Below are 19,920 nucleotides of genomic sequence, written 5' to 3' on the forward strand. Positions count from 1 at the left end.
TGCGCGGGCTAAAGAGCGAAAACCGCCTTTTAACAACCGGATTTGGTATAACCCCGACTTCATCCCCAACGAGAGCGCTTTTTTTATGAACCTGCAAACCCTAGTCGTCAAAATTGGCACTTCTAGTCTCACCCAGGAAAACACCGGAAACCTGGCGATCGCCACCATTGCGGCCCTCGTTGAAACCCTTACCGCCCTGCGCCACCAAGGGCATCGCGTTATCTTAGTCTCCTCCGGTGCGGTAGGGGTCGGCTGTGCTCGTCTGGGATTAAAAGAGCGTCCCCGGACGATCGCCCTCAAACAAGCTGTCGCCGCAGTGGGTCAGGGCCGGTTAATGCGGGTTTATGATGACCTGTTTACCACCCTGCAACAGCCGATCGCCCAAGTCCTCCTCACTCGCAGCGATTTAGTCCAACGCAGTCGCTACGTCAACGCTTACAATACTTTCCAAGAATTACTTCGCCTCGGGGTAATCCCAATTGTCAACGAAAATGATACGGTAGCGATCGAAGAACTCAAATTCGGGGACAATGATACCCTCTCGGCAATGGTTGCCAGCTTAGTCGAGGCGGAATGGCTGTTTCTAATGACCGATGTCGATCGCCTCTATTCCGCAGACCCTCGCAGCAATCCCGACGCCCAACCGATTACCCTGGTGCAACATCTCGATGAGTTGAGGCAGTTACAGGTGCAAACTGGAGGCAGTGGGACCAATTGGGGCACTGGGGGAATGATGACTAAAATAGAGGCGGCTCGCATTGCCACAGGTTCAGGGGTCCGCACGGTAATTACTTCGTCTCAATCTCCGCGCAACTTAGAGAAAATTTTGCAGGGGGAGGCGATCGGCACCCATTTTGCACCACAAAAGAGCACGAGTAACGCCCGCAAGCGCTGGCTCGCCAATGCGGTGATTCCGTCGGGTAAACTTTATTTAGATGAAGGGGCCGTGCGGGCGATTTGTCAAGGGGGAAAGTCTCTCCTCGCCGCAGGCATCCTGGAGGTGTTTGGAGAATTTGAGGCGTCGGATGCGGTGCAACTGTGCGATCGCTTGGGTCGGGAAATTGCTCGGGGATTGGTCAACTATAACAGTGAGGAACTCGATCGCATTCGCGGACGAAAGTCCGATGAAATTCCAGAAATTCTAGGTTATATTGTTGCCGACACGGTAATCCATCGGGATAACTTAGTTTTAAGCCTTTCTAGTAGCGATGGCGCAGAGTTGAACAAAACCGATCCCCTGCTCTGAATTTGACAGGGGCCGAAAGTTTAAGTTAAAATGACCCCATTCATCGGATGCGGCAATTCTCATGCCGATTTGGTGGTCCATGCACCGATAAGAAAATAGGCTTACCTGCCAGCATCAAGGGATTTTTTCAACCCGGACCCGGACTAAAAATACTTCTACAAAACGGAAGAAAATAGACGATGAACCCCGATAACGTTATGGAATTTTTACAAACCGGATTTCGAGTAGGGGTAGGCGCGACGGCTTCCCTACTCGAAAGCATCCAAGACCCCCAAAAACGAGAAGAAAATCTGGCGGATTTAAAACTAGATGTCAGCGATTTGACCAAAAAATGGGCTGAAAAAGGAGAAATGACCGAACGGGAAGCCCGAAATTATGTGGATACCCTGCTCGAACACCAGCGATCGCCTGGGGAACCCCCATCCTCTGCAACTCCCCCGGCGTCCAGTTCTGAACCTCCGTCATCCCCACCCACTTCGGCAACCAATCCGGAAGTCTACCAAGATTTACAAGACTTAACCGCTCAAATTGCAGCGTTGCGGACTGAGTTAGAAAATTTACAGCAGAAAGATTCCGAACGTTAAGCCCCGGGTGCGAGAATGCCGGTACAATCTGGAATACTAAGGACCAAAAACCAGGCTTGGTTACAACAGACTGTGGATTAGCAACCAAGTTGATACAGAAACCCAGTTGTCTTCGCCATACTGTACCGGCGCTCTGAGGTCCCAGCGTTCGGCCCAGGTGAAATACCTAGTTCCCCCGAGAAGATTAAACTGAGCGGCTAACTTGTTTAGGTCGTCCTAAATTTGTTGCACTGCAAGTAACTTTTTTAATAAGAGTACAGGACTTACGTTCTGTATCTTCTTTGTTTGTGGGGGTTAGTTGGGATCCGCCTGAGGCCAATCAGGTTTTCGGGGACAGCCACCTTTTTTTATCTGAAAACATCATCGCACATTTGCCCTGCTAGGTTACCCGTTTCAGAATATTCCAGCAGGGTTTTGTTATTTCTTGTTAGAAAATATAGCTAGTTTAGTTTAGCAATTTGTTTGAGGCAAAAGGGCAAAAACTTTATTCTGCAAGAGTTTGAGGGGATTGCACTCTTAAATTATTCTTAAGATAAAATCGATTAATTATAGCCTAAATAAAATTTTATCTCAACTATTTTGGCTTTAAATTGATAGTCAAGTTCGGGGAAATGTTCGTTGAAAAATAGAGTTTAACATCTGCTGTTTAAGTATTAACTCAGTTTTGAGCGTCAACTTGACCACCGAAACCAGGCAGCCTCTACCCATTAGGCCCCAACATCTTAGGGTCCCCTCCTGGGGATGAAAAGGTGTGGGGCTTGATAGACTGGGACTAGCCTGAGCCGAAAATAATGGCAAGAGGTGGGGCTTAATGGGACCTGACCAGACCGACAGTTATCTGAGTCCCGCCGGTGCTGTTGCAGGAACTCGTTTCAATCTGGGTTAGCTGAGTCGTTACGACTGTACGCCCGTTTCCTGTTAGGTATAATGCAAAAATAAGCTATCCGAGTTTTGTCTGGAATTCTTTCTGAGCCATGCTTTTAGGTAATAATTATTCGGGTTGTTATTGCATAAGTCCTAAGTTTTTTGGCTATTATTTAAGTGAAAAAAAAGAATAGTTGCTTTTTTGGATATTTGTGTTATGTTGATTTTAGGTTTTAACAGCAGCTTTTCAGGGTGAGAGATTATTGAGTTTTTTTAGGATTTCCATAAAACCCTTGGTAAGTTTTTAGTCCTATTCTCACTCAGTATTGATTGAACCAAACCCATATCCAAGGTTGACTAATATTCCAGTAACAGGAGAAACACTAGGGTTTCCTAATGTGGAAATCTCTTTTATCCGCCGGTTAGTGTTTTATTGTCATCATGACCTCAAACAAGTAGGTGGTTTTCTTACAGGAGTTTGCAGGATGGATTTTTATGGGAAAAATAACGAAATTTGTTGTGACAAAACTATAACAAACTTATAGAGGAAAGCAATAATGGATTCTGAAACTAAAACTAAGGTTCTTCTTACAACCAGTACAGTCTTTCTTACACCCGATAACTTTCAAGTCCTTAAATCAGCTATTTCTGATGAAAATCTGGACAAAGAAATCCAATATACTGGTGCTATTTTTTTAGCCTTAAGAATTTATGAATATAATTTAAATAAAAATTCGCCTGATTTTCAAGCAAATACAAAAAAGTGTAAATTACCTAGTTGTATTGATAAACCTGAAATATACAAAACTGATACTTTGTACATTAAAGCTGATTCTTTAGATTCAATACCAGAAGAACATAAAGTTCCAATTGATAAGATAAGATTAATTCTTAACCAAGCAGTCAGCAACCAATTAAGAGGTCCGAACGGAATACTTTATCGTTTTCTAGCTGTTTCTGCAATGCCATACATCAGAGAAACTCCCCCCCAAGGTATTATTAGTATTTTGGAAACAGAATTAAGTACCTTACTTATTGTTATAGGTCAATTTAATGAAGAAGAAAAAGAATTGAGCAATAATCTTATCCAACAAACTCTCAGCTCGTTACGGCTTTTCAGCGAATATCATAAAAATTTAACAAGCGACATCGAAAAACTTGTAAACTCTATTGGCACCGAAGTTTCCCGGAGTTTTATCAGTTCTGACATCAGAAGTTCTTCGCTTTCTGAGGATATTATAATCGGTGGTCTAGGGGACAAAATTAATAGACTAATCTGCAAATTTAATAACCGGAGAATCTATTAAGTAGGTAGGAGAAAATATTTCCACGTTTGTTTTGCCTAAAACCCTTTTGCTGCAAGGGTTCAGACAATATTTTCACATTGTAAGATTCCAATAGGTCAAATGCAAGACCCCAGCGGAGTACAAACTCTAAAACGCGCCCCAGCAAATACTATAGCAGTCCTAAATCAGTTGTGTCATGGATCTAAGCCTGGGATCCTTGGTAGTGCGAGCATCTTGCTGGCTAGTTTCGTTACAAATCACTTAGGACTGCTATAGAGCTTCATATTATAAAAATCTATTTCGGTCAACTGTGAAGAGCCAAATTTTTGAAAATGAAAAGGTCCCCAGAAAAATTGCAAAATAAAAATTTAACTTTTAGAGATTTCAGTAATGAGAATCTCCGAAGAGTAAATTTTAAAAATTCGATTCTTATAGAAGCAAATTTTGTTAATGTAGTCGCTGGAATTACACCCGGGTTAAAACTGTTTATAATTGTTGTTTTATTTGTCGTATTAAATCTGGTAACACTTATTTTTTCCTATTCAAATAGAATTATTGGCTTCTTATTATGGAGCCGAGATTTTATTCCTGAATTTGCTTGGATAACAATTTTAAGTATAGTTATTACAGTTATTATTTTTATTCTAAAAGCAGATTTCAGAAATACATTACTGTTTTCAATTATTGTATTTTCAAGTTTTTCAATTTGCGTTTTGTTAATTCCTTTACAAAACTCAATGATTAATGGGATTAACTTGCTCTATTCACTTCTTGCGGCATTTTTTATATACATTGGTTTTTTTACAGGGTTTTCAATTTTGGTTGAAATTGCTATCTTTTTGGAAGTTATTATAACTAATTTTTATCAGAAGAGACCTATCATTTTAGCTTTAAGTGGGATAACTATTCTATTGGGTATTACGTGTAGTAATTTAATAGATTTTGATGAGTATAATTATCAGCAATTAGTTTCAAGTGTATTCCTTACTTTATCTTCGTTACCCATAGTTGTTTATGTGCAACAGAGAGCCTTAGCTGGAGATAAAAAATATTTATTTTTTAAAACCTTTGCTATCAGATTATGTTCAATGATAGGAACCACTTTTGAAAATGCTGATTTAACTGATGCAGACTTTACAGGCGCAGAGCTGGGAAACACTAACTTTAGAGAAGCAAATTTAACGCGCACTTGTTGGCGTAATGCTCGGAACTTACATAAAGCAAGAGTCGAAGGAACATATTTAGAAAATGAAAGAATTCGTCAACTGCTTGTCACCGGAAATGGACGAGACCAGAACTTTGATGGTTTAGATTTGCGCGGATGTAACTTACGAAATGCCGACTTAACCGATGCCAGTTTCATTAATGCCAAATTGAGTGAAGCGACCTTAGAAGGAGCAAATTTAACCCGAGCGAAACTCGCTAAAGCTCAACTCTACGGAACTAACCTCACCAATGCAACTTTAACAGGTGCTTACATTCAAGATTGGGCCATTTCCCTGGATACCCAATTTGAAGGGATTAAATGCGAGTATGTCTATATGCGTTTAGAAACCAAAGAGAACCCCGACCCTTGGCGTAAACCAGATAACCGGAATGAAACATTTAAAGATGGCGACTTCAGCGATTTTATCGCCCCGATTATCAAGACTCAGAAACTCTATCAAACTCAAAATGTCGATTTACGGAAAGTTGCGGAAAACTATACGATTTTAGACTTATTCCACCATGAAGGAGTAGACCCCAGTGCCGCAGCCATTGCTTTTCAGCAATTGATTGACAAATATCCCGAATCAGGATTGCAAGTGCTTTCAATCCAAGGAAGAGGGAACGAAAAAATCCACTTTCAAGCTCAAGTTACTGATGATGTTAACCGTTCCCTTCTCAGTCAGGAATATAGTGCAATTTATAACCAAATCAAATCAGGGACTTACACCGATTTACAGGCTTTTCTAGCTGCGGTAGCTGAAAAAGACCAGCAAATTCGCAGATTCCAAGAATTGCTAGAGAATGCGATACAGCAACCCAAGTTTTATGTAGAGACCTATAGAAATGTTGAAATCAGCCAAGGCGATTATCGAGAAACTTCGGTGAATGACCAAGGGAGCTATACGGAAGGGGATGCTCATCACAACTCCCCACCAGAAACCCCCTAAATTAAGAGCTTCCAGGGCTGCCCGACAGTTCACGAATCCTTCGCTCATCAAGCCAGCCTCTAGGCCCCTAAGTTTTGCTATTTTGCCACTCTTCTAAGGCCCCAATCACAAAACTGGCGGATGGATGATTGAGGGCTTGCTCGAATGCACTAACACCACCTGCTTTTAATGCCCCGGTAACGCGCTTCATCAACGCCGGATTATTTTCAATTTCTTCAATCACTTCCCCAGCTATTTTCATCTTCCCAGTCATGGTAGTTGTGGAATTGTTTTTGCTGAGTTGGTCGAGCAATTGTTGAATCTCGTTAGCCGCTTCAGTTAAGCTGGATTTGGCGGCGACATTATTGTAGTAATCTCCCTCAGCATAGCTCCCTTGGTCATGAATGGAAGTTTCACGATAATCGCCATTTTTAACACTTCTGTAATCGCCCGTTCCAATATTAATATTATGTCCCCCAGTCATTTTCTCTGCTCCCATTTTAGGTATAAGTGAATCAGCTTGTTTTCCGTCAGTTAGTTCTGGACCTTCAACCCTTTCAGTCTTTTCCCCATACCACTGAGGAATAGATTCTTGAGGGATTCCAGCCATTTTGATAGCATTACACCCTAGCTGGTAAGCAAAGTAATAAGATTTTTTGGCTCCTAGGGCATCATAGAAAGCCACAGAAAACTCAATCGCGGCTTTATCGTCAATCGCTTGACTCATACCAATGACATGATTAATGTGCTTGGCTATTTCTTGGGCTTGGGAGTCCGAATAACACGCATTGAGGACGACACATTTAACTTTGTCTCGAAATAATTGAAAAAGTCCTCCTATGGCTTCAGTATCTACCATTCTTGGCAATCCGGTTTCATCTTCAAAGATTAAGCCATCTTGCCCTACTCCATGACCGCTAAAATGAATGATAGTCGGTGCATGGTCTAAGATAGCTCGGCGGATATCTTTATATCGGGTCGCTTCGGCTGATTCAATCGAAAATAACTCCCGAGATTGCGCCCGCTTTAACCCTTCTTTAATTTCTCTAACTTCCTCATCTAACCTTAATGAAGTGGTTTGTTTCGGGTTTGCTGATAAAATCAATATTTTGTGAGTTACGTTAGCAGAAGTCATTAAGTATTTATCCTCTAAATTATTAAAATCTGAGCAAATCCTTAAGTTTATCGATTACTTCAACCGAACGAGCGCTAAACCATTCTTATGGAAATTTCAAGGGTTCAAGGAGTCTAACTAGACTGGCTATTTATTTTTGCACTTCTGCACTAGCACAACTAGGACGCCGGTACAGTGATTAGATCGGTAGGACCCGACACTGGCTTACTGGCCCTTTTTTAGGGCTAATTGGCCTAAATTTTTGTGAAAAACCCGATTTGTCTTCCCTCTACTGTAACCCTGGATTAGACTACAGGGTATTAGGTGAGGGAATTCCCTGGGGAAATTTTTCCGTCTTGCTCCCGGCTTTTGCGTGCCGGATTAAAACAAGAAGGAGAATTCGTGGCCTGGGGTTTTTGGTCAGGAGGAGGCCACAGGGCGATCGCACAACCCTAGGATTTAAGCATAAACGGCTTATGGTTTAGATAAGGATATACCCGGTCAATAAAAAGTAAATTTTATTTTACTTTTTATTGACCGGAGTACACTTGTTTGATATAATTTACCAGCTTTTTTTTAATCGTTGTCCCAGTCTTCGCGGCCCATGAGATCCACGATGCGATCGCGTAGCAAGAAATCGTACTTTTCTAATTCCGACTCAACCACGGCCCATTCCCGCGCTGGGATGTATTGGCAGAGGGTATAGATAGGTTGTTGTCGTCCTACAAAGCCATTTTTGACCAAGGTTCGAGCTTCTTCTTTGATGAACTCGATGGAATATTGAACGGTAGATGTAGATGGAGCCATCTTTAAAACCTCGCTAGATAGATTCTTTAATCAACGGTATATCTGTGACCCGCCCCCCAGTTAGGTGAATAACTCATAATAGCTCATTGAAGAAGGGAGACTACTGGGCGGCCTCTCGTGGTATTTGTTACATTCTATACAGCAGCATTGTTATTGTCGCGCTAATTGACTCCTCCTTATCTTAATAAAATATGAAGAATTATGCACCCCCAGATAGATAAATTTTTTCGATGTACTTCCCTGGGGGGATTTCAGAATGATTAATGATTGCATTATTTCCGGTGGAAATTAGACCGAGCAAGGCCCAAATTTTATACAGGGAAATGGTTGTAGCAATGGTCTTCGGGGCAGTTTTATATAAATTTCAGCAGGTTGAGCGCCGATAGTTTGGGCGAGAATTCTGGGGGAAAAACCGGGTGAGGGGCTGACCTCTGGGAAGGAGTTTGGGGAACCCAAGCCGCATCTCTAGTCCGGCGGGACAGCAATGAGTCCCAGGGTACTCTCAAGGGAAGAAAACCGGATTTTTTGACAAAATTTCTGCTGGCTTGGCCACCGAGAAAGGGCCAGAAAGCCGATGTTCTTGTCCCCTGGATTGAATGCGGTACAGCCCAACTCGGAGCAGACTACCGGGGACAAGAACGAAGGTTAACAGGATAGGGATCAGCGTTTTCTGGGAATAAACGGGTTTAAAGGGGATTGAAATTAGTCCCGGGTAGAGCCGGGGAAGGGAGGAATGGGAAGCTCTCCCTGCTTACGACTCTAGGCGGAGGTTTCATCGGTAGCCTTAGTAGAAAGGATTAGGTTGGGTTGGGGTGGGAGTCAGGCCGAATAAAGTTTGGAGGGCGATCGCTTGGGCGGCCCTCATTTGACCATAAGAAAACACAAAAGGAATGGATGGAGGCAAAAGGGCCTTAAATTCATCCAAAACGTAGGGACTTCCGTAAATCACCACCGCCTGCAATTGGCCAGTTTCTAATAATTGAGTGAGCCATTCCCGGGCGAGGCGGGTCACCTGGGCCGGTCCTCCGAACGGATTACCCCGGATAAAGACTTGAAGTAAAGTTTTTCCGGTTGCCATTGCCTTCAAGTCTCGGCAGGGAGTAGAACAATCGACTGCCTGAAATTGATAGCCCTTAGACTTCGGCATGACGATCGCCGGGGCTTGTTTATTCAGAAACGCACTATTAACCAAAGAGTCAGTCACCAATAAATTATTCCAATACTCCCCGGATTCCGGTGGAGGGACCGATAAAGGCAAAGACCCCCCAATTTGTTGAGACTCGCGTAATATATTTTCTACACAGTTGATTGCCCCAGGCGTAGACAAATTAATCAGTTGGGCTGTGGGAGAAATGGGGGGATTGACTACCGTAGAAGGGGAGAAAAGTTTTTGTTTCGCCTTCCAAATGCGGGTTAGGGATTGGCGAATGCGATCGCGGGATATGCGACCGGATTTGACTGCATCACAGAGGGCAGTAATGGCCTCAGCGGGGTCCACAGGCATCAATAAAATATCCGCCCCGGCTTCTAAGGCTAAAATTGGGGCTTCATTCGGACCATAACGTTTGGCGATCGCCCCCATCACCAAAGCATCAGTGACAATTAACCCCTCAAAGCCGAACCGTTGGCGCAACTGTCCTGTTAAAATCTTCGAGGAAAGAGTCGCCGGATATTCCGAGTCCCAAGCTTCAATACAGAGGTGAGCACTCATCACCGCATCTACCCCAGCGGCGATCGCCCGTTGAAATGGCGGGAGTTCCACCGTCTCTAATCGTTCCGGGGAATGTCGCAACACCGGCAACTCGATATGAGAATCCACACTGGTATCCCCATGTCCGGGAAAATGCTTAGCACAGGTGAGGACGGGATACTTTTGTGCGCCGCGCATAAATGCCAGGGCTAACTCACTGGCGGTTTCAGAATTTTCCCCAAAGGAACGGACATTAATCACCGGGTTTTCAGGATTGTTATTCACATCCACCACGGGGGCGAGGACCCAATTAATCCCGATGGCGAGGGCTTCCTGGGCGGTATAGGCTCCCATTGCTGTGGCATAACCCTGAGCTTTTGAGGGTTCTGCTGCGGCAATCTTGGCGATCGCCATTGGCGGGGGAAACCAAGTTGCACCGGCAAATCGCTGTCCGACACCTTCCTCGATATCGGCAGCGATCAGCAGAGGATACTTTGCCCAGGATTGCAACTGCTGCGATCGCAACATCAAATCTCCCGCACTGCCTCCCACCAAAATCACGCCCCCCACACCCTTTTCCTGCACCAGCTTCTGCAACTGTGCCGCTGGGGGTTCCCAGTCGGGATATTCGATTTGGTGGTCAAACAGATGTCCAGATGCTCGCACGACGAACAACTGCGCTACCTGTTCTTCTAACGATAGGGTTTCGATATCCGGCAGTGCCTGGATCAGATCCGACATATCCACAGATTTAAGCCTCAGTTTCTGAAATTTCGCTCTCGTTTAGATCCACATCTTCCTCCTCCCCCTCGGGATGATGCTGTTTGCGTTCTTCACTGATCTGATTGAGCAGTGTTAGGATGCGCGTCCCCCGTTCAATGGATCGGTCTTCTAAAAATATCACTTCTGGAGTCCGACGCAATCGCACTCGGTGACCGAGTTCCCTGCGAATATATCCAGTCGCTGCCTGTAATCCTTCCATTGTTTCTGCCCGCGCTTCGTCACTGCCATAGATACTGACAAAAATCTTGGCGTGTTGGAGGTCACCGGAAACATTGACATCAGTAACGCTCACCATTCCCGCACCCACGCGGTCATCCTTAATGTCACCGATTAACATTAAACTGACTTCGCGCTTAATCAAGGACGCGACGCGCTCTACTCGACGATCTGTAGCCATAATCTTGATTCCCTTGTTTGCATGGTATTCATCTGTTGAGGTGGCACTCGAATGCATCCACCTCTTTGTAGTGTAGAGTTTTAATCTCTGCTACCGCTACAACAGCAAACCGCACCTGTAGGAGGATCTGTTTCTCGGGAGGGAAATTTGGCCCTGTCATTAATACAGATCATTTAATTTAGGAGATTAAGGGTCCCCGGTGGGATGGTTCCCGGTCCGAAAGGGCCTAGGACGGGGGTACAGTCCAGGTTAGAAACCGGGGTATTCTGAAAATTTTTGCCCTCAACAACCCGGTTTCTTGTCCCTGGGTTCTAAAACTGTCCCGATACCCTAGGTGACGGTTAATCCCAACATCCCTCGTAAGGTCAACCCAACAAAAATTAGGGCAGTCACCACCAAAGTAACTAAGGCGATCGCAGTCACGGGTTTTTGCAACAGGGGCTTAACCCAACCGAAGAGGGCAAAAAAGATGCCCAGAATGATGGTGACAAAGTAGCGCGGGTAGCGAAGGATATTACTCCAAAAATCATCAAACATAAAAATTCAGATTCAACAACAGGAGCGGCTAAGTGTGTTTGCATTGTACCCTGTAGGATTGTTCCGCGAGTTGCACCAGTTCGGTAAACTTCCAAGTTCCTTGGTCATTCAGATTCGCCGCCAGTTCCTGGGGAATTGCATCCAGTCCAAGATAGGCCCCGGAAATTGCACCGGCCATCGCTGCGGTGGTATCCACGTCACCCCCTACGATAATCGCGGTGCAAAGGGTTTCCCAGTAATCCTCGGGGGTTTTTAAGAAGGAATAGAGGCTCCAAAGGACGCTACCGATGACAAAGGGAGAAATTCCTGGCCAGAGTTGCTCGTGTTCTGGGGCCATACCTGCGGGAGCAATCAATTGGACTGCTTGGTCAATGGGTAATTCGATCCAGTCAATTAAGTTTTTCAGATATCCGGCGAGGATAGGTTCAATTTGCCCCGTCCATCCGCTTAACTGGGATAGAAAGGAGGCGGGATTGACGGATTCCCCGCGAAGGACGAGGGCCACGGACCCGGCGATCGCCACGGCCCCGGCACAGCAGCGGGGGTCCTGATGGGTGCTGCGTCCTTGGTCTACGGCAGCTTGAATCAGTTGCGGCGGGTCATTGTAAAAGATTAACCCAATGGGTGCGGCACGCATGGCGCTGCCATTGCCTGCGGACGGAGGCGGTTCCCCAGCGGACTGCCAGGGAATCCCCTGGGCTAATCGCAGTGCTGCGGCTTCTGTAGAGCGTCCTCGTCCGACGATTCGTTCTTCGCTGAAGATTGCTGCAATGCGTTGGGCATAGTCTGCGGGGTCGAATCGGCCACAGGCGATATAACTTTGGAGGAGTTCTCGGGCGAGTTGAGAATCATCGGTATATTGACCAAAGGGAAAAGGGAAGCGATCGCGGTCTCGAATTCGCTTGACCTTGAGTTCATAATTTACATAATTTTGACAAACTTCTTCGGCATAACCTTCAACACGACAGCCAACTGCATCACCAAGGCACTGTCCAATCAAACAACCGCTAAATTGTTCTAAACGGGATACCTTTGGCATGGTCATTTAGATTAGATAAAATTTTTAGAAAGGTGCTTAATTATATCATGTTTTGATGAAAATCAATCATCAACATTTTTCCAGTGGCATCATAAAATAATGTAGCAAAACAAAGTTCGGGATAGACTCTTCCGCGTTTTTGTTTTTGAATCCCACCGATGGCAACCTGAACCCGATAACCTGTTCCTAAATTAATATCAAAATATTCATTAAAAAAGGCTTTTGTTACAATATCAATTTGAACCCCTTCCGGGATAGCAACACTTATATCTTCATCTTCTAGTTGGACTTTTTTCTGCCCCGACGCCCGGTATTTTTGCAACATATTATTGACATCTTCAAAGATTTGAGGGTCGGGTAAAAGGCGATCTATGGCTTGGATAACATCCTGAGAATCCATCTGGGAAACCTCCTGGAAAATACATGATCGGAATCAAGGACTCAGTTGAAGCAGCGATCGCGCTTTCGGGAGAAAGGATGGATCTATTTGACTGGTTCAACCCGCTGTACTGCTATCTCATTGCAGTGGGCGTATCTATTTTAGACCGAAAGGACTCAGGGTTTTGATACGAATTGAGACAATTCGAGGGAGAAGTCCTCTGAAGGAGTGGGTCATTCCCGTTGAAGGAATGGGGACTCCCCCCATTATGCCAAAATCGGTTTTAAACTGTCGTATCAAGGATTACTCCTGGGTTTCCCCGAGGCGATCGACTGAAGAATTCCCGTCGCAGTCGTGGTATGTTAGGGATTCATGAACTTTTGGAGTTCGGTTGGGATTGAAACGGCCCCAAATTGCGACAGAATTGCCTAGGCAAGGGCGCTGGAGTGGCAAGGGAAAGGGGGGGATGTACCCGGGAGGGGGACAGTTTGGTGGGGTGCGATCGCCCAACCCGGATCACCGCTATTTCCCTGATCCTAACTCCAGCAAAACCAGAGAAAGGGCAATCCTTAAGTTCATAAATTGACTTCGGTTCACCCAAAAGGGAGGCCGTTGCTACAAAATTAAGTACGGTTTTAGATAGAGATGAACGAGACGACTGCATTCTCAGTTTTACCCCGCCCTTTTCTGAAATGGGCTGGGGGAAAAACTCAACTGATTTCACAATATCAACCCCTTTTTCCCCCTAAATTTAAAAATTATTATGAGCCATTTTTAGGGGGTGGTGCAGTTTTTTTCTATTTATTTCAAGAGCATTCCTCGGGGTTTAAGGCAGTTTTATCCGATGTCAATGAAGAGTTGATTAATATGTATCGCTGTGTTCAAAAGGACGTAAAAAGTTTAATTAAAGAGTTAGAATTTCATCAAAATAGACATAATTCTGAATATTATTATCAAGTTAGAGCGCAGAAAAGCGGGGAATTAGTCAAAAAAGCAGCTAGAATTATTTATTTAAACAAAACTTGTTTTAATGGATTATATCGCGAAAATTCTAAAGGAGAATTTAATGTCCCAATTGGTCGATATAAAAATCCCACCATTTGTAATGCGGAGTTACTGCAAGCCGATTCCCAGGCTTTGCAATCGGTTCAATTAGAAGTTCGGGATTTTGATAAGGTTCTGGATGAGGCCAAAACAGAGCAAGATTTTGTGTATTTTGACCCTCCTTATTATCCTCTAAGCAATACGAGTAAATTTACCTCGTACAGCCGCTATAATTTTAATGAAGAGGACCAAATTCGGTTACGGGATGTGTTTGCGCAACTGGCGAGGCGAGGGGTGAAAGTGATGCTGTCTAATTCCGATTGTCCGTTTATTCGAGAGATTTACCAAGAGTTCCGGATTCATGAAGTTTCAGCAGCGCGATCGATTAATTCAAAAGGCACTCATCGCGGGAAGATTTCTGAAGTAGTTGTGACATCATATTGATGTGGATAGGGTGAAATTGGGTCATTAAGATGGGGGGATAAAGTTATAAGGAAATAGCGCCTCGGTCGAAAGTCCGGTTATTTTGGTCAATGCCGGTGATGTGAAGGCGATCGCTGTAAATTTCAACGGCTGCAAAACTGAGTTGACTCGCCGATCGCGCCGTCCAACTGGAACGCCCGACTCGTCGGGTTTTTGAACCGGCACCACAAGTTAAGTAGGTGGTATTCCCGATTGTCTGGCTGCGTTCGTAATTATGATTATGTCCATTAATATAAAGTGAAACCCCATATTCTAGGAATAAAGGCATGAGTTTCCGACGGAGGAAACGACTGCCTAAATGTAACCCGGAGGTATAGAGAGGATGATGTCCCATGACAATTTTCCACGGTGCATCACTCTGTTGGAGTTGAGTCTCTAACCAAGGTAACTGACTCGGCCAATCGGCATTTCGATTGGTGTCGAGGACAAAAAACTCTACTTGATCTCGACGTAAACTATAATAGCGCCCTTGCATATTAAAGCCCGGATATTGGACTTGATCATTGCCGTTATTAGTTTTAATATCATGATTGCCTAGACAAGCATAAAATTTAACCTGGGCATCGAGGAGCGATCGGTAGGGTTGCTCAAAAACGCGCTCTATTTTTTCAATTTCGCCATGATTGTAAATATTATCCCCGGCGAGCAAGACTAAATCGAAAGGATTTTGCTCATGGTAGCGGGCGATCGCCCGTCCCACTGCATATTGACCCTCATTACCCGCACCCGTATCTGCCACGGCGACAAAACGCAGCAGCAAGGTATCTGGGGATGGTGGTATCAAATCCAACTCAGTTTCTGACCTCTCTTTCGTTAGCCCCCTGAGAGATTTGCCTAGGATAGCAAAGGTTAAGGCACTCAGTCCAGCCAGTAAAAATTCTCGGCGTGTCAAGTTCATGGGTTCGGGAATTTGCAAGAATTAGGGGACATTTGGAACAAAATGATAGATTAATCCAAGGATGGCCGCACCTTTAAAGTATTCCCTGTTGTGTAACGACCTTGATCGCCTAGAAAAAGATGTCACAAGATCCGCCAACTCCACCGGAGTCAGACCCTCAAATCCCAACACGGGCAGACTCTTCTCCACCTGTGTCCCCTACGCCGAAACCTCCGCCATCGGGATTCAAAGCGGTGGCGATCGCCTCGTTGCGCTCTATTATTCAACTGTTAGAAGGGGTCATCAACACCCTGGAAGCGGAACCGATTCCCCTATCCAAGACTCCCGCTCCAGTTAGGATAGAGGGTCTTGGGGTAGAACGAAAACCCACGGTTTTATCCCAGATTTTAGCGCCGATTCGCGCCCTGTTGCCTACCGCACTCAATCAAACCTTGTCAGATTGGGGATTAACCGGAGCGATCGCCTTGATTGTCCTCATCATTACTTGGAGCACAACCCGCGTTCTAGTCCCCAAACCCGCAGAAGTGGCACAAATTTCCCCTCCTGCCTCCTTTGAAGTCTCGGAAAAGCCTCCGGCATATCTCCCCCCGATTTCCGAGGTTCCCACCCCGGCACCGGAACTCCCCCTCGTCACGGAAGAACCACCCCCAGTCACCTTACCCAAAGAGGCTCCCCAGCCTAAAAAAGCGCCTCCAGTGGTGGAAACGCCTCCAGCTCCTTTAACTCCGGAACAAACCCTCATTGCGGCGATTCAGAGCCAAGTTGCACAAGTGACTGAGGATGCAGATATTCCGATCGCCTCGATTCAAGCCAATTTTGGGGCCTCTCAGTTGCTCGTGCGAATTAGCAATGAGTGGTACAACATCACCGCTTCTAGCCAAGATAAGTTAGCCTCGCAAATCTTCCAGCGTGGAAAAGAATTGGATTTTAGAACGGTGGAAATTGCTGATTCCCAGGGGAATTTGTTGGCTCGCAGTCCCGTGGTTGGGTCAAGGATGATTATTGTCAAACGGCAGCAAGAATAGAGACCTCTTGCAAAATCCCAGTTTTATCCCCCTTTCCCCCCGTGAGATCCCCCCCCTGCCCCCCTTCTTAAGGGGGGAGCCAGAGGAATAAATGTTTATTTAACGGGGGAGCCAGAGGAATAAATAGACCTGTTGCAAAATTCTCTTAAGCCCCCTTTTTAAGGGGGTTTGGGGGGATCAATCCGGTTTTTTGCAAGATGTTTAATCCCTCAAATTCAAGTGTTTTTGATAGGCTTGAACCTTGAGGTCAATGCCGGTAATGTCCGTGCCGACGACGACGGCATTCGCGCCCAAATTGAGGGCTCGTTTTGCCATTTCTGGGGAACTGATGCCGCCTTCACAAATGAGAAATCCCTGGATTGTTTTGCGAATTTCGGCGAGGAGATCGAAGCCGGGAGGAATGGATTTTTGGGTGGCACGGGTGTAGCCATAGAGGGTGGTGCCAATGATATCGGCTCCAAAATGGGCCGCAGCGATCGCGGATTCTAGGGTATCCACATCGGCCATGACGGGTTTTCCGAGGCGGGTGTGAATGGCGGCAATCAGATTGGAGAGGGTTTCGTCATGGGGACGGGTGCGATCGGTGGCATCAATGGCGATGATATCGGCACCACTGGCGGCGATCGCCTCGGCATGATGAAATTGCGGGGTGATGTAGACTTCCGATCCGGGGATGGATTGTTTCCACAGGCCGATAATGGGAATGGTAGCACCGAGGCGATCGCGCACGGCTTGGACATGAGCGGGGGTATCGATGCGGACCCCCACGGCCCCATTGCGAACCGATGCCAAGGCGATCGCGGCAATGATAGAAGGTTCCGCCAAGGGCGAATCTGGGGGAGCCTGACAGGAAACAATTAATCCACCCTCTAAAGAAGCGATCGCAGCGGTCAAATTCCCCGATTTTTCAGAAAGTTGTTCGTTCATTAACCCGTTAAATACTCTGGATTTTGATAAAATTTCAACAGATGAAATTAACTCTAGCTTATTCAAGTAACAGGCGATAAAATCCTACCGTATTTATCCCAAAATCCGGTTCTTAAAAGTAGCTTGGATCTCTTAGCCCGCGCAGGCGGGCTTCGTCCGTAGAGCCAGACCCTTCAGGGTGCGGGTGGGTTGTTAGAAACTTTATTTGCTTGCCCCAATTTCCCCTCTTTCAGGTTGATTCAACCCCCTACAAGAGTGAAACAAGGCATTCACTTGATTAATGAGCTGTTCTGGAGCGATCGGTTTGGGGGAACAATCATCCGCCCCAGCTTCAAAAGCCCGGTCTTTGTCTTCCCCAGTTTCTAGGCCAATTAACGCTAAAATTTTCAGGGGGTCCCGCGCCGGGGAATGCCGTAAAGACTGGATCAATTCCGAGCCATTCATGCTCCGCAAGTCATAATTTAAAATTACTACAGTGGGTTGCAGGAGTTCAAATTGTTCCAGTGCCGTCGCCCCATCAATCATCCACACCACCTGATAACCAGCGGTAGTTAAAATATCGCAAATTAGAGTCGCACTCTCCTCACAATCCTCAATTAAAATGATTCGCCCTTGCAGGGGTTCTGAACTAAAGGTCTCACCCCGATTCTGAGAATTAGAGTTAGAGAACAAGCGCGCTGCAGGCAGATGGACGGTAAAAATAGAACCTTCGCCCACGGTGGATTGTACTTCAATCCATCCCCCGTGGAGTTCGACGAGTTGTTTTGTTAAAGCGAGTCCGAGTCCCGTACCGCCATATTGACGACGGTAGGAGGTATCCAATTGTTGAAAGTTCTTGAATAGTAGGGATTGTTGGTCTTCAGGAATCCCTACGCCGGTATCTTCCACTTGGAATACTGCGTTTTTACTCTCACTCCAAACCCGCAGGGTAACCGTTCCTCCCGTGGGGGTAAATTTAATGGCATTGTTCAACAGGTTTAAGAGAATTTGCTGCACTCGTCGTCGATCAGCGGTCCAGAGGTCAGTTTTTTGGCCGTCTAAAGCGAGGGTCATTTCTAGGTGCAATCCGGCTTCTACTGCTTTATGCGCGACGCTTTGCAAGCACTGATGGGCGAGTTTAGTTAAGGAAAATTCTGTGATTTTTAAAATGGCTTTTCCTGCTTCTAACTGCGACAAGTCTAAAATGTCGTTAATCAGTTCGAGGAGGTGTTCGCCACTGTCATGAATGGTTTTGAGATATTCCTGTTGTTTGGCACTCATTTGTCCAAAAGACCAGCGCAAGAGGGTAGAAGACATCCCGATCACACAGGTTAAAGGGGTTCGCAATTCGTGACTCATGGTTGCCAAAAATTCGCTTTTGGCACGATTGGCCGATTCGGCGGCGACGAGGGCATCGTGGAGGTCATGAGTGCGTTCGATCACTCGTTCTTCTAATGTTTTTTTTTGGCGATTGACTTGAGCGTACAGTTCAGCTTGGTGAATGGCTAAGGCTAAATGTTCGGCAATATGTTTAAGGAAGTTTTGCTCGCTGGGTAGCCAACATCTGATTTCAAAACATTGATGGGCGATTAATAATCCCCACAGATTATCCTGGACGACTATCGGGACAATTAATTGGGCCTGAATTTGATTTTCGCGTAGTATTTGTAAAGAGCTTTGAGATAAGTTATAGGCGTTAGAAACGTCGGCGATCGCTTGAATAAATCCTTTATTATATTTAGCTATAAATTCGGCAACGGGGAGAAAAGAACTCCCTTGGGTTTGAAGGGGCAGGAGGGAGGGAATCTCATCGGAGGCTCTCGATTCGTAGGTGATAGCGCCGAGTTCCGGTTCTCCTTGGGGGGGCAATTGTTCGTAGAGAAAGTCACAATCCTCCCCTTCTAAATCCTCCGAGACAGACTCGATTTCGTCCCACAGGTGGAAGAGTTCACGAGGATTTTCCGGGGACGGTTTGCCATTGCTAGAGTCTAGGGTTCGGGATTGATTTTGAGGGTTAAATTGAAAAATAGCCAATCGATCAACCTGTAGAAAACGACGCACCTGTTCCACGGCAGTGGATAAGATGGTGGGCAATTCCAGACTCTGACGAATCTGGGTGGTGACTTGATTTAAGAGTCGCTCTTGTTCGATTTGATGGTGCAGGGCATTTTCTACAGGTTGACAGATGGAGACGCAGCTATCTGAGGCATAACTGGCGCTGGGGGGAAAATCATCGGCAGTGAGCAAGGCGATCGCCGAGAGGGTAAATTCGCTTACCAGTTGGGGATTATTCGCGGGTAGGCTGTCATGGCTGCGTTCGAGTTGGTCGAGATCCAGATTGACGAGGGCCGACTGCTCCAACGTCGCTAAAAATGCCGCCACCTGGGAAGGTTCAAAGGTTAAACCGACTTCCACCTGGGGCGATCGCCCCAGGTTCAGTGGCGGGAGGGTTCCCATGTGACCCTCGCGATCGCAATTCGGGTCTTCAGCCGGTCCCCCCAACAGCAACACCCTAAACTCCTCGGACAGGACTAGCGTAAACCATTGCCAAGGGACATCAGAAGGAATTTCTTCGGTACCGAGGACCGATTCAGTCAGTACAACTGACCCTTGACGTTTCCCCTGCTGCTGTAACAACTGGCGCAACTGCTCAAAGGTGTTATGGGATAAAGTTCTTCGTGAGACTTCTAAGATCGGCATATT

At 45.8% G+C, this 19,920-nt stretch carries 16 protein-coding genes; 6 read left to right on the forward strand and 10 right to left on the reverse strand.

The genetic code is table 11. From position 1 onward, the window contains the following. The first annotated feature begins 85 nt into the window (after positions 1-85). The 4 genes from proB (at position 86) to NG792_RS13350 (ending at position 6,136) form a co-directional block, all read left to right on the forward strand. The gene (gene proB, locus NG792_RS13335) at positions 86-1,246 is read left to right on the forward strand and encodes a glutamate 5-kinase (RefSeq protein ID WP_261235721.1); all 1,161 of its coding nucleotides are present in this window, start codon (positions 86-88) and stop codon (positions 1,244-1,246) included. Positions 1,247-1,425: 179 nt separating this feature from the next. Then, positions 1,426-1,830, forward strand: coding sequence for a hypothetical protein (locus NG792_RS13340; protein ID WP_261199306.1), 405 nt, complete (start codon positions 1,426-1,428; stop codon positions 1,828-1,830). Positions 1,831-3,251: 1,421 nt separating this feature from the next. Next, the gene (locus NG792_RS13345) at positions 3,252-4,001 is read left to right on the forward strand and encodes a hypothetical protein (RefSeq protein WP_261235704.1); all 750 of its coding nucleotides are present in this window, start codon (positions 3,252-3,254) and stop codon (positions 3,999-4,001) included. Positions 4,002-4,333: 332 nt separating this feature from the next. Further along, entirely contained in the window at positions 4,334-6,136 is a 1,803-nt protein-coding gene (locus tag NG792_RS13350) for a pentapeptide repeat-containing protein (protein ID WP_261235705.1), read from the forward strand. 67 nt (positions 6,137-6,203) lie between these two features. On the opposite strand, the gene NG792_RS13355 is transcribed toward NG792_RS13350, so the two are convergent. The 7 genes from NG792_RS13355 to NG792_RS13385 form a co-directional block, all read right to left on the reverse strand. Beyond that, positions 6,204-7,250, reverse strand: a complete 1,047-nt coding sequence (locus tag NG792_RS13355; RefSeq protein WP_261235706.1) for a CHAT domain-containing protein — start codon at positions 7,248-7,250, stop codon at positions 6,204-6,206. A 555-nt stretch (positions 7,251-7,805) separates the two neighbouring features. Then, on the reverse strand, positions 7,806-8,036 hold the full coding sequence (locus NG792_RS13360) for a DUF4327 family protein (RefSeq protein WP_254564369.1): 231 nt from the start codon (positions 8,034-8,036) through the stop codon (positions 7,806-7,808). A 784-nt stretch (positions 8,037-8,820) separates the two neighbouring features. After that, positions 8,821-10,467 (reverse strand): glycoside hydrolase family 3 protein, encoded by a 1,647-nt coding sequence (locus tag NG792_RS13365; RefSeq protein WP_261235722.1) that lies wholly within the window; start codon positions 10,465-10,467, stop codon positions 8,821-8,823. Between the two features lie 10 nt (positions 10,468-10,477). Then, on the reverse strand, positions 10,478-10,906 hold the full coding sequence (rbfA, locus tag NG792_RS13370) for a 30S ribosome-binding factor RbfA (RefSeq protein WP_261199305.1): 429 nt from the start codon (positions 10,904-10,906) through the stop codon (positions 10,478-10,480). 330 nt (positions 10,907-11,236) lie between these two features. Then, entirely contained in the window at positions 11,237-11,443 is a 207-nt protein-coding gene (locus NG792_RS13375; RefSeq protein WP_261199304.1) for a DUF751 family protein, read from the reverse strand. A 28-nt stretch (positions 11,444-11,471) separates the two neighbouring features. Then, positions 11,472-12,482 carry an ADP-ribosylglycohydrolase family protein gene (locus NG792_RS13380; protein ID WP_261235707.1) on the reverse strand — a complete coding sequence of 337 codons (1,011 nt, stop codon included), beginning with the start codon at positions 12,480-12,482 and terminating at the stop codon, positions 11,472-11,474. Between the two features lie 40 nt (positions 12,483-12,522). After that, the gene (locus NG792_RS13385) at positions 12,523-12,882 is read right to left on the reverse strand and encodes a hypothetical protein (protein WP_261199302.1); all 360 of its coding nucleotides are present in this window, start codon (positions 12,880-12,882) and stop codon (positions 12,523-12,525) included. A gap of 624 nt (positions 12,883-13,506) precedes the next feature. On the opposite strand from NG792_RS13385, the gene NG792_RS13390 reads away from it, so the two are divergent. Continuing rightward, entirely contained in the window at positions 13,507-14,349 is an 843-nt protein-coding gene (locus NG792_RS13390; protein ID WP_261199301.1) for a DNA adenine methylase, read from the forward strand. Positions 14,350-14,392: 43 nt separating this feature from the next. Here the strand turns inward: NG792_RS13390 and NG792_RS13395 are convergent, their stop codons facing one another. Next, positions 14,393-15,286 carry a metallophosphoesterase gene (locus NG792_RS13395; RefSeq protein ID WP_261199300.1) on the reverse strand — a complete coding sequence of 298 codons (894 nt, stop codon included), beginning with the start codon at positions 15,284-15,286 and terminating at the stop codon, positions 14,393-14,395. 119 nt (positions 15,287-15,405) lie between these two features. Here NG792_RS13395 and NG792_RS13400 point away from each other — a divergent pair, with 119 nt between their 5' ends. Further along, positions 15,406-16,311 carry a hypothetical protein gene (locus NG792_RS13400; protein WP_261235708.1) on the forward strand — a complete coding sequence of 302 codons (906 nt, stop codon included), beginning with the start codon at positions 15,406-15,408 and terminating at the stop codon, positions 16,309-16,311. A gap of 201 nt (positions 16,312-16,512) precedes the next feature. Here the strand turns inward: NG792_RS13400 and NG792_RS13405 are convergent, their stop codons facing one another. Together NG792_RS13405 and NG792_RS13410 are read right to left on the reverse strand one after the other, a co-directional pair. Next, positions 16,513-17,238 (reverse strand): N-acetylmannosamine-6-phosphate 2-epimerase, encoded by a 726-nt coding sequence (locus NG792_RS13405; RefSeq protein ID WP_261235709.1) that lies wholly within the window; start codon positions 17,236-17,238, stop codon positions 16,513-16,515. Between the two features lie 201 nt (positions 17,239-17,439). Then, entirely contained in the window at positions 17,440-19,917 is a 2,478-nt protein-coding gene (locus NG792_RS13410) for a hybrid sensor histidine kinase/response regulator (RefSeq protein ID WP_261235710.1), read from the reverse strand. Positions 19,918-19,920 lie beyond the last annotated feature (3 nt).

This window comes from Laspinema olomoucense D3b (assembly GCF_025370785.1).
Taxonomy (GTDB): Bacteria; Cyanobacteriota; Cyanobacteriia; order Cyanobacteriales; family Laspinemataceae; genus Laspinema; species Laspinema olomoucense.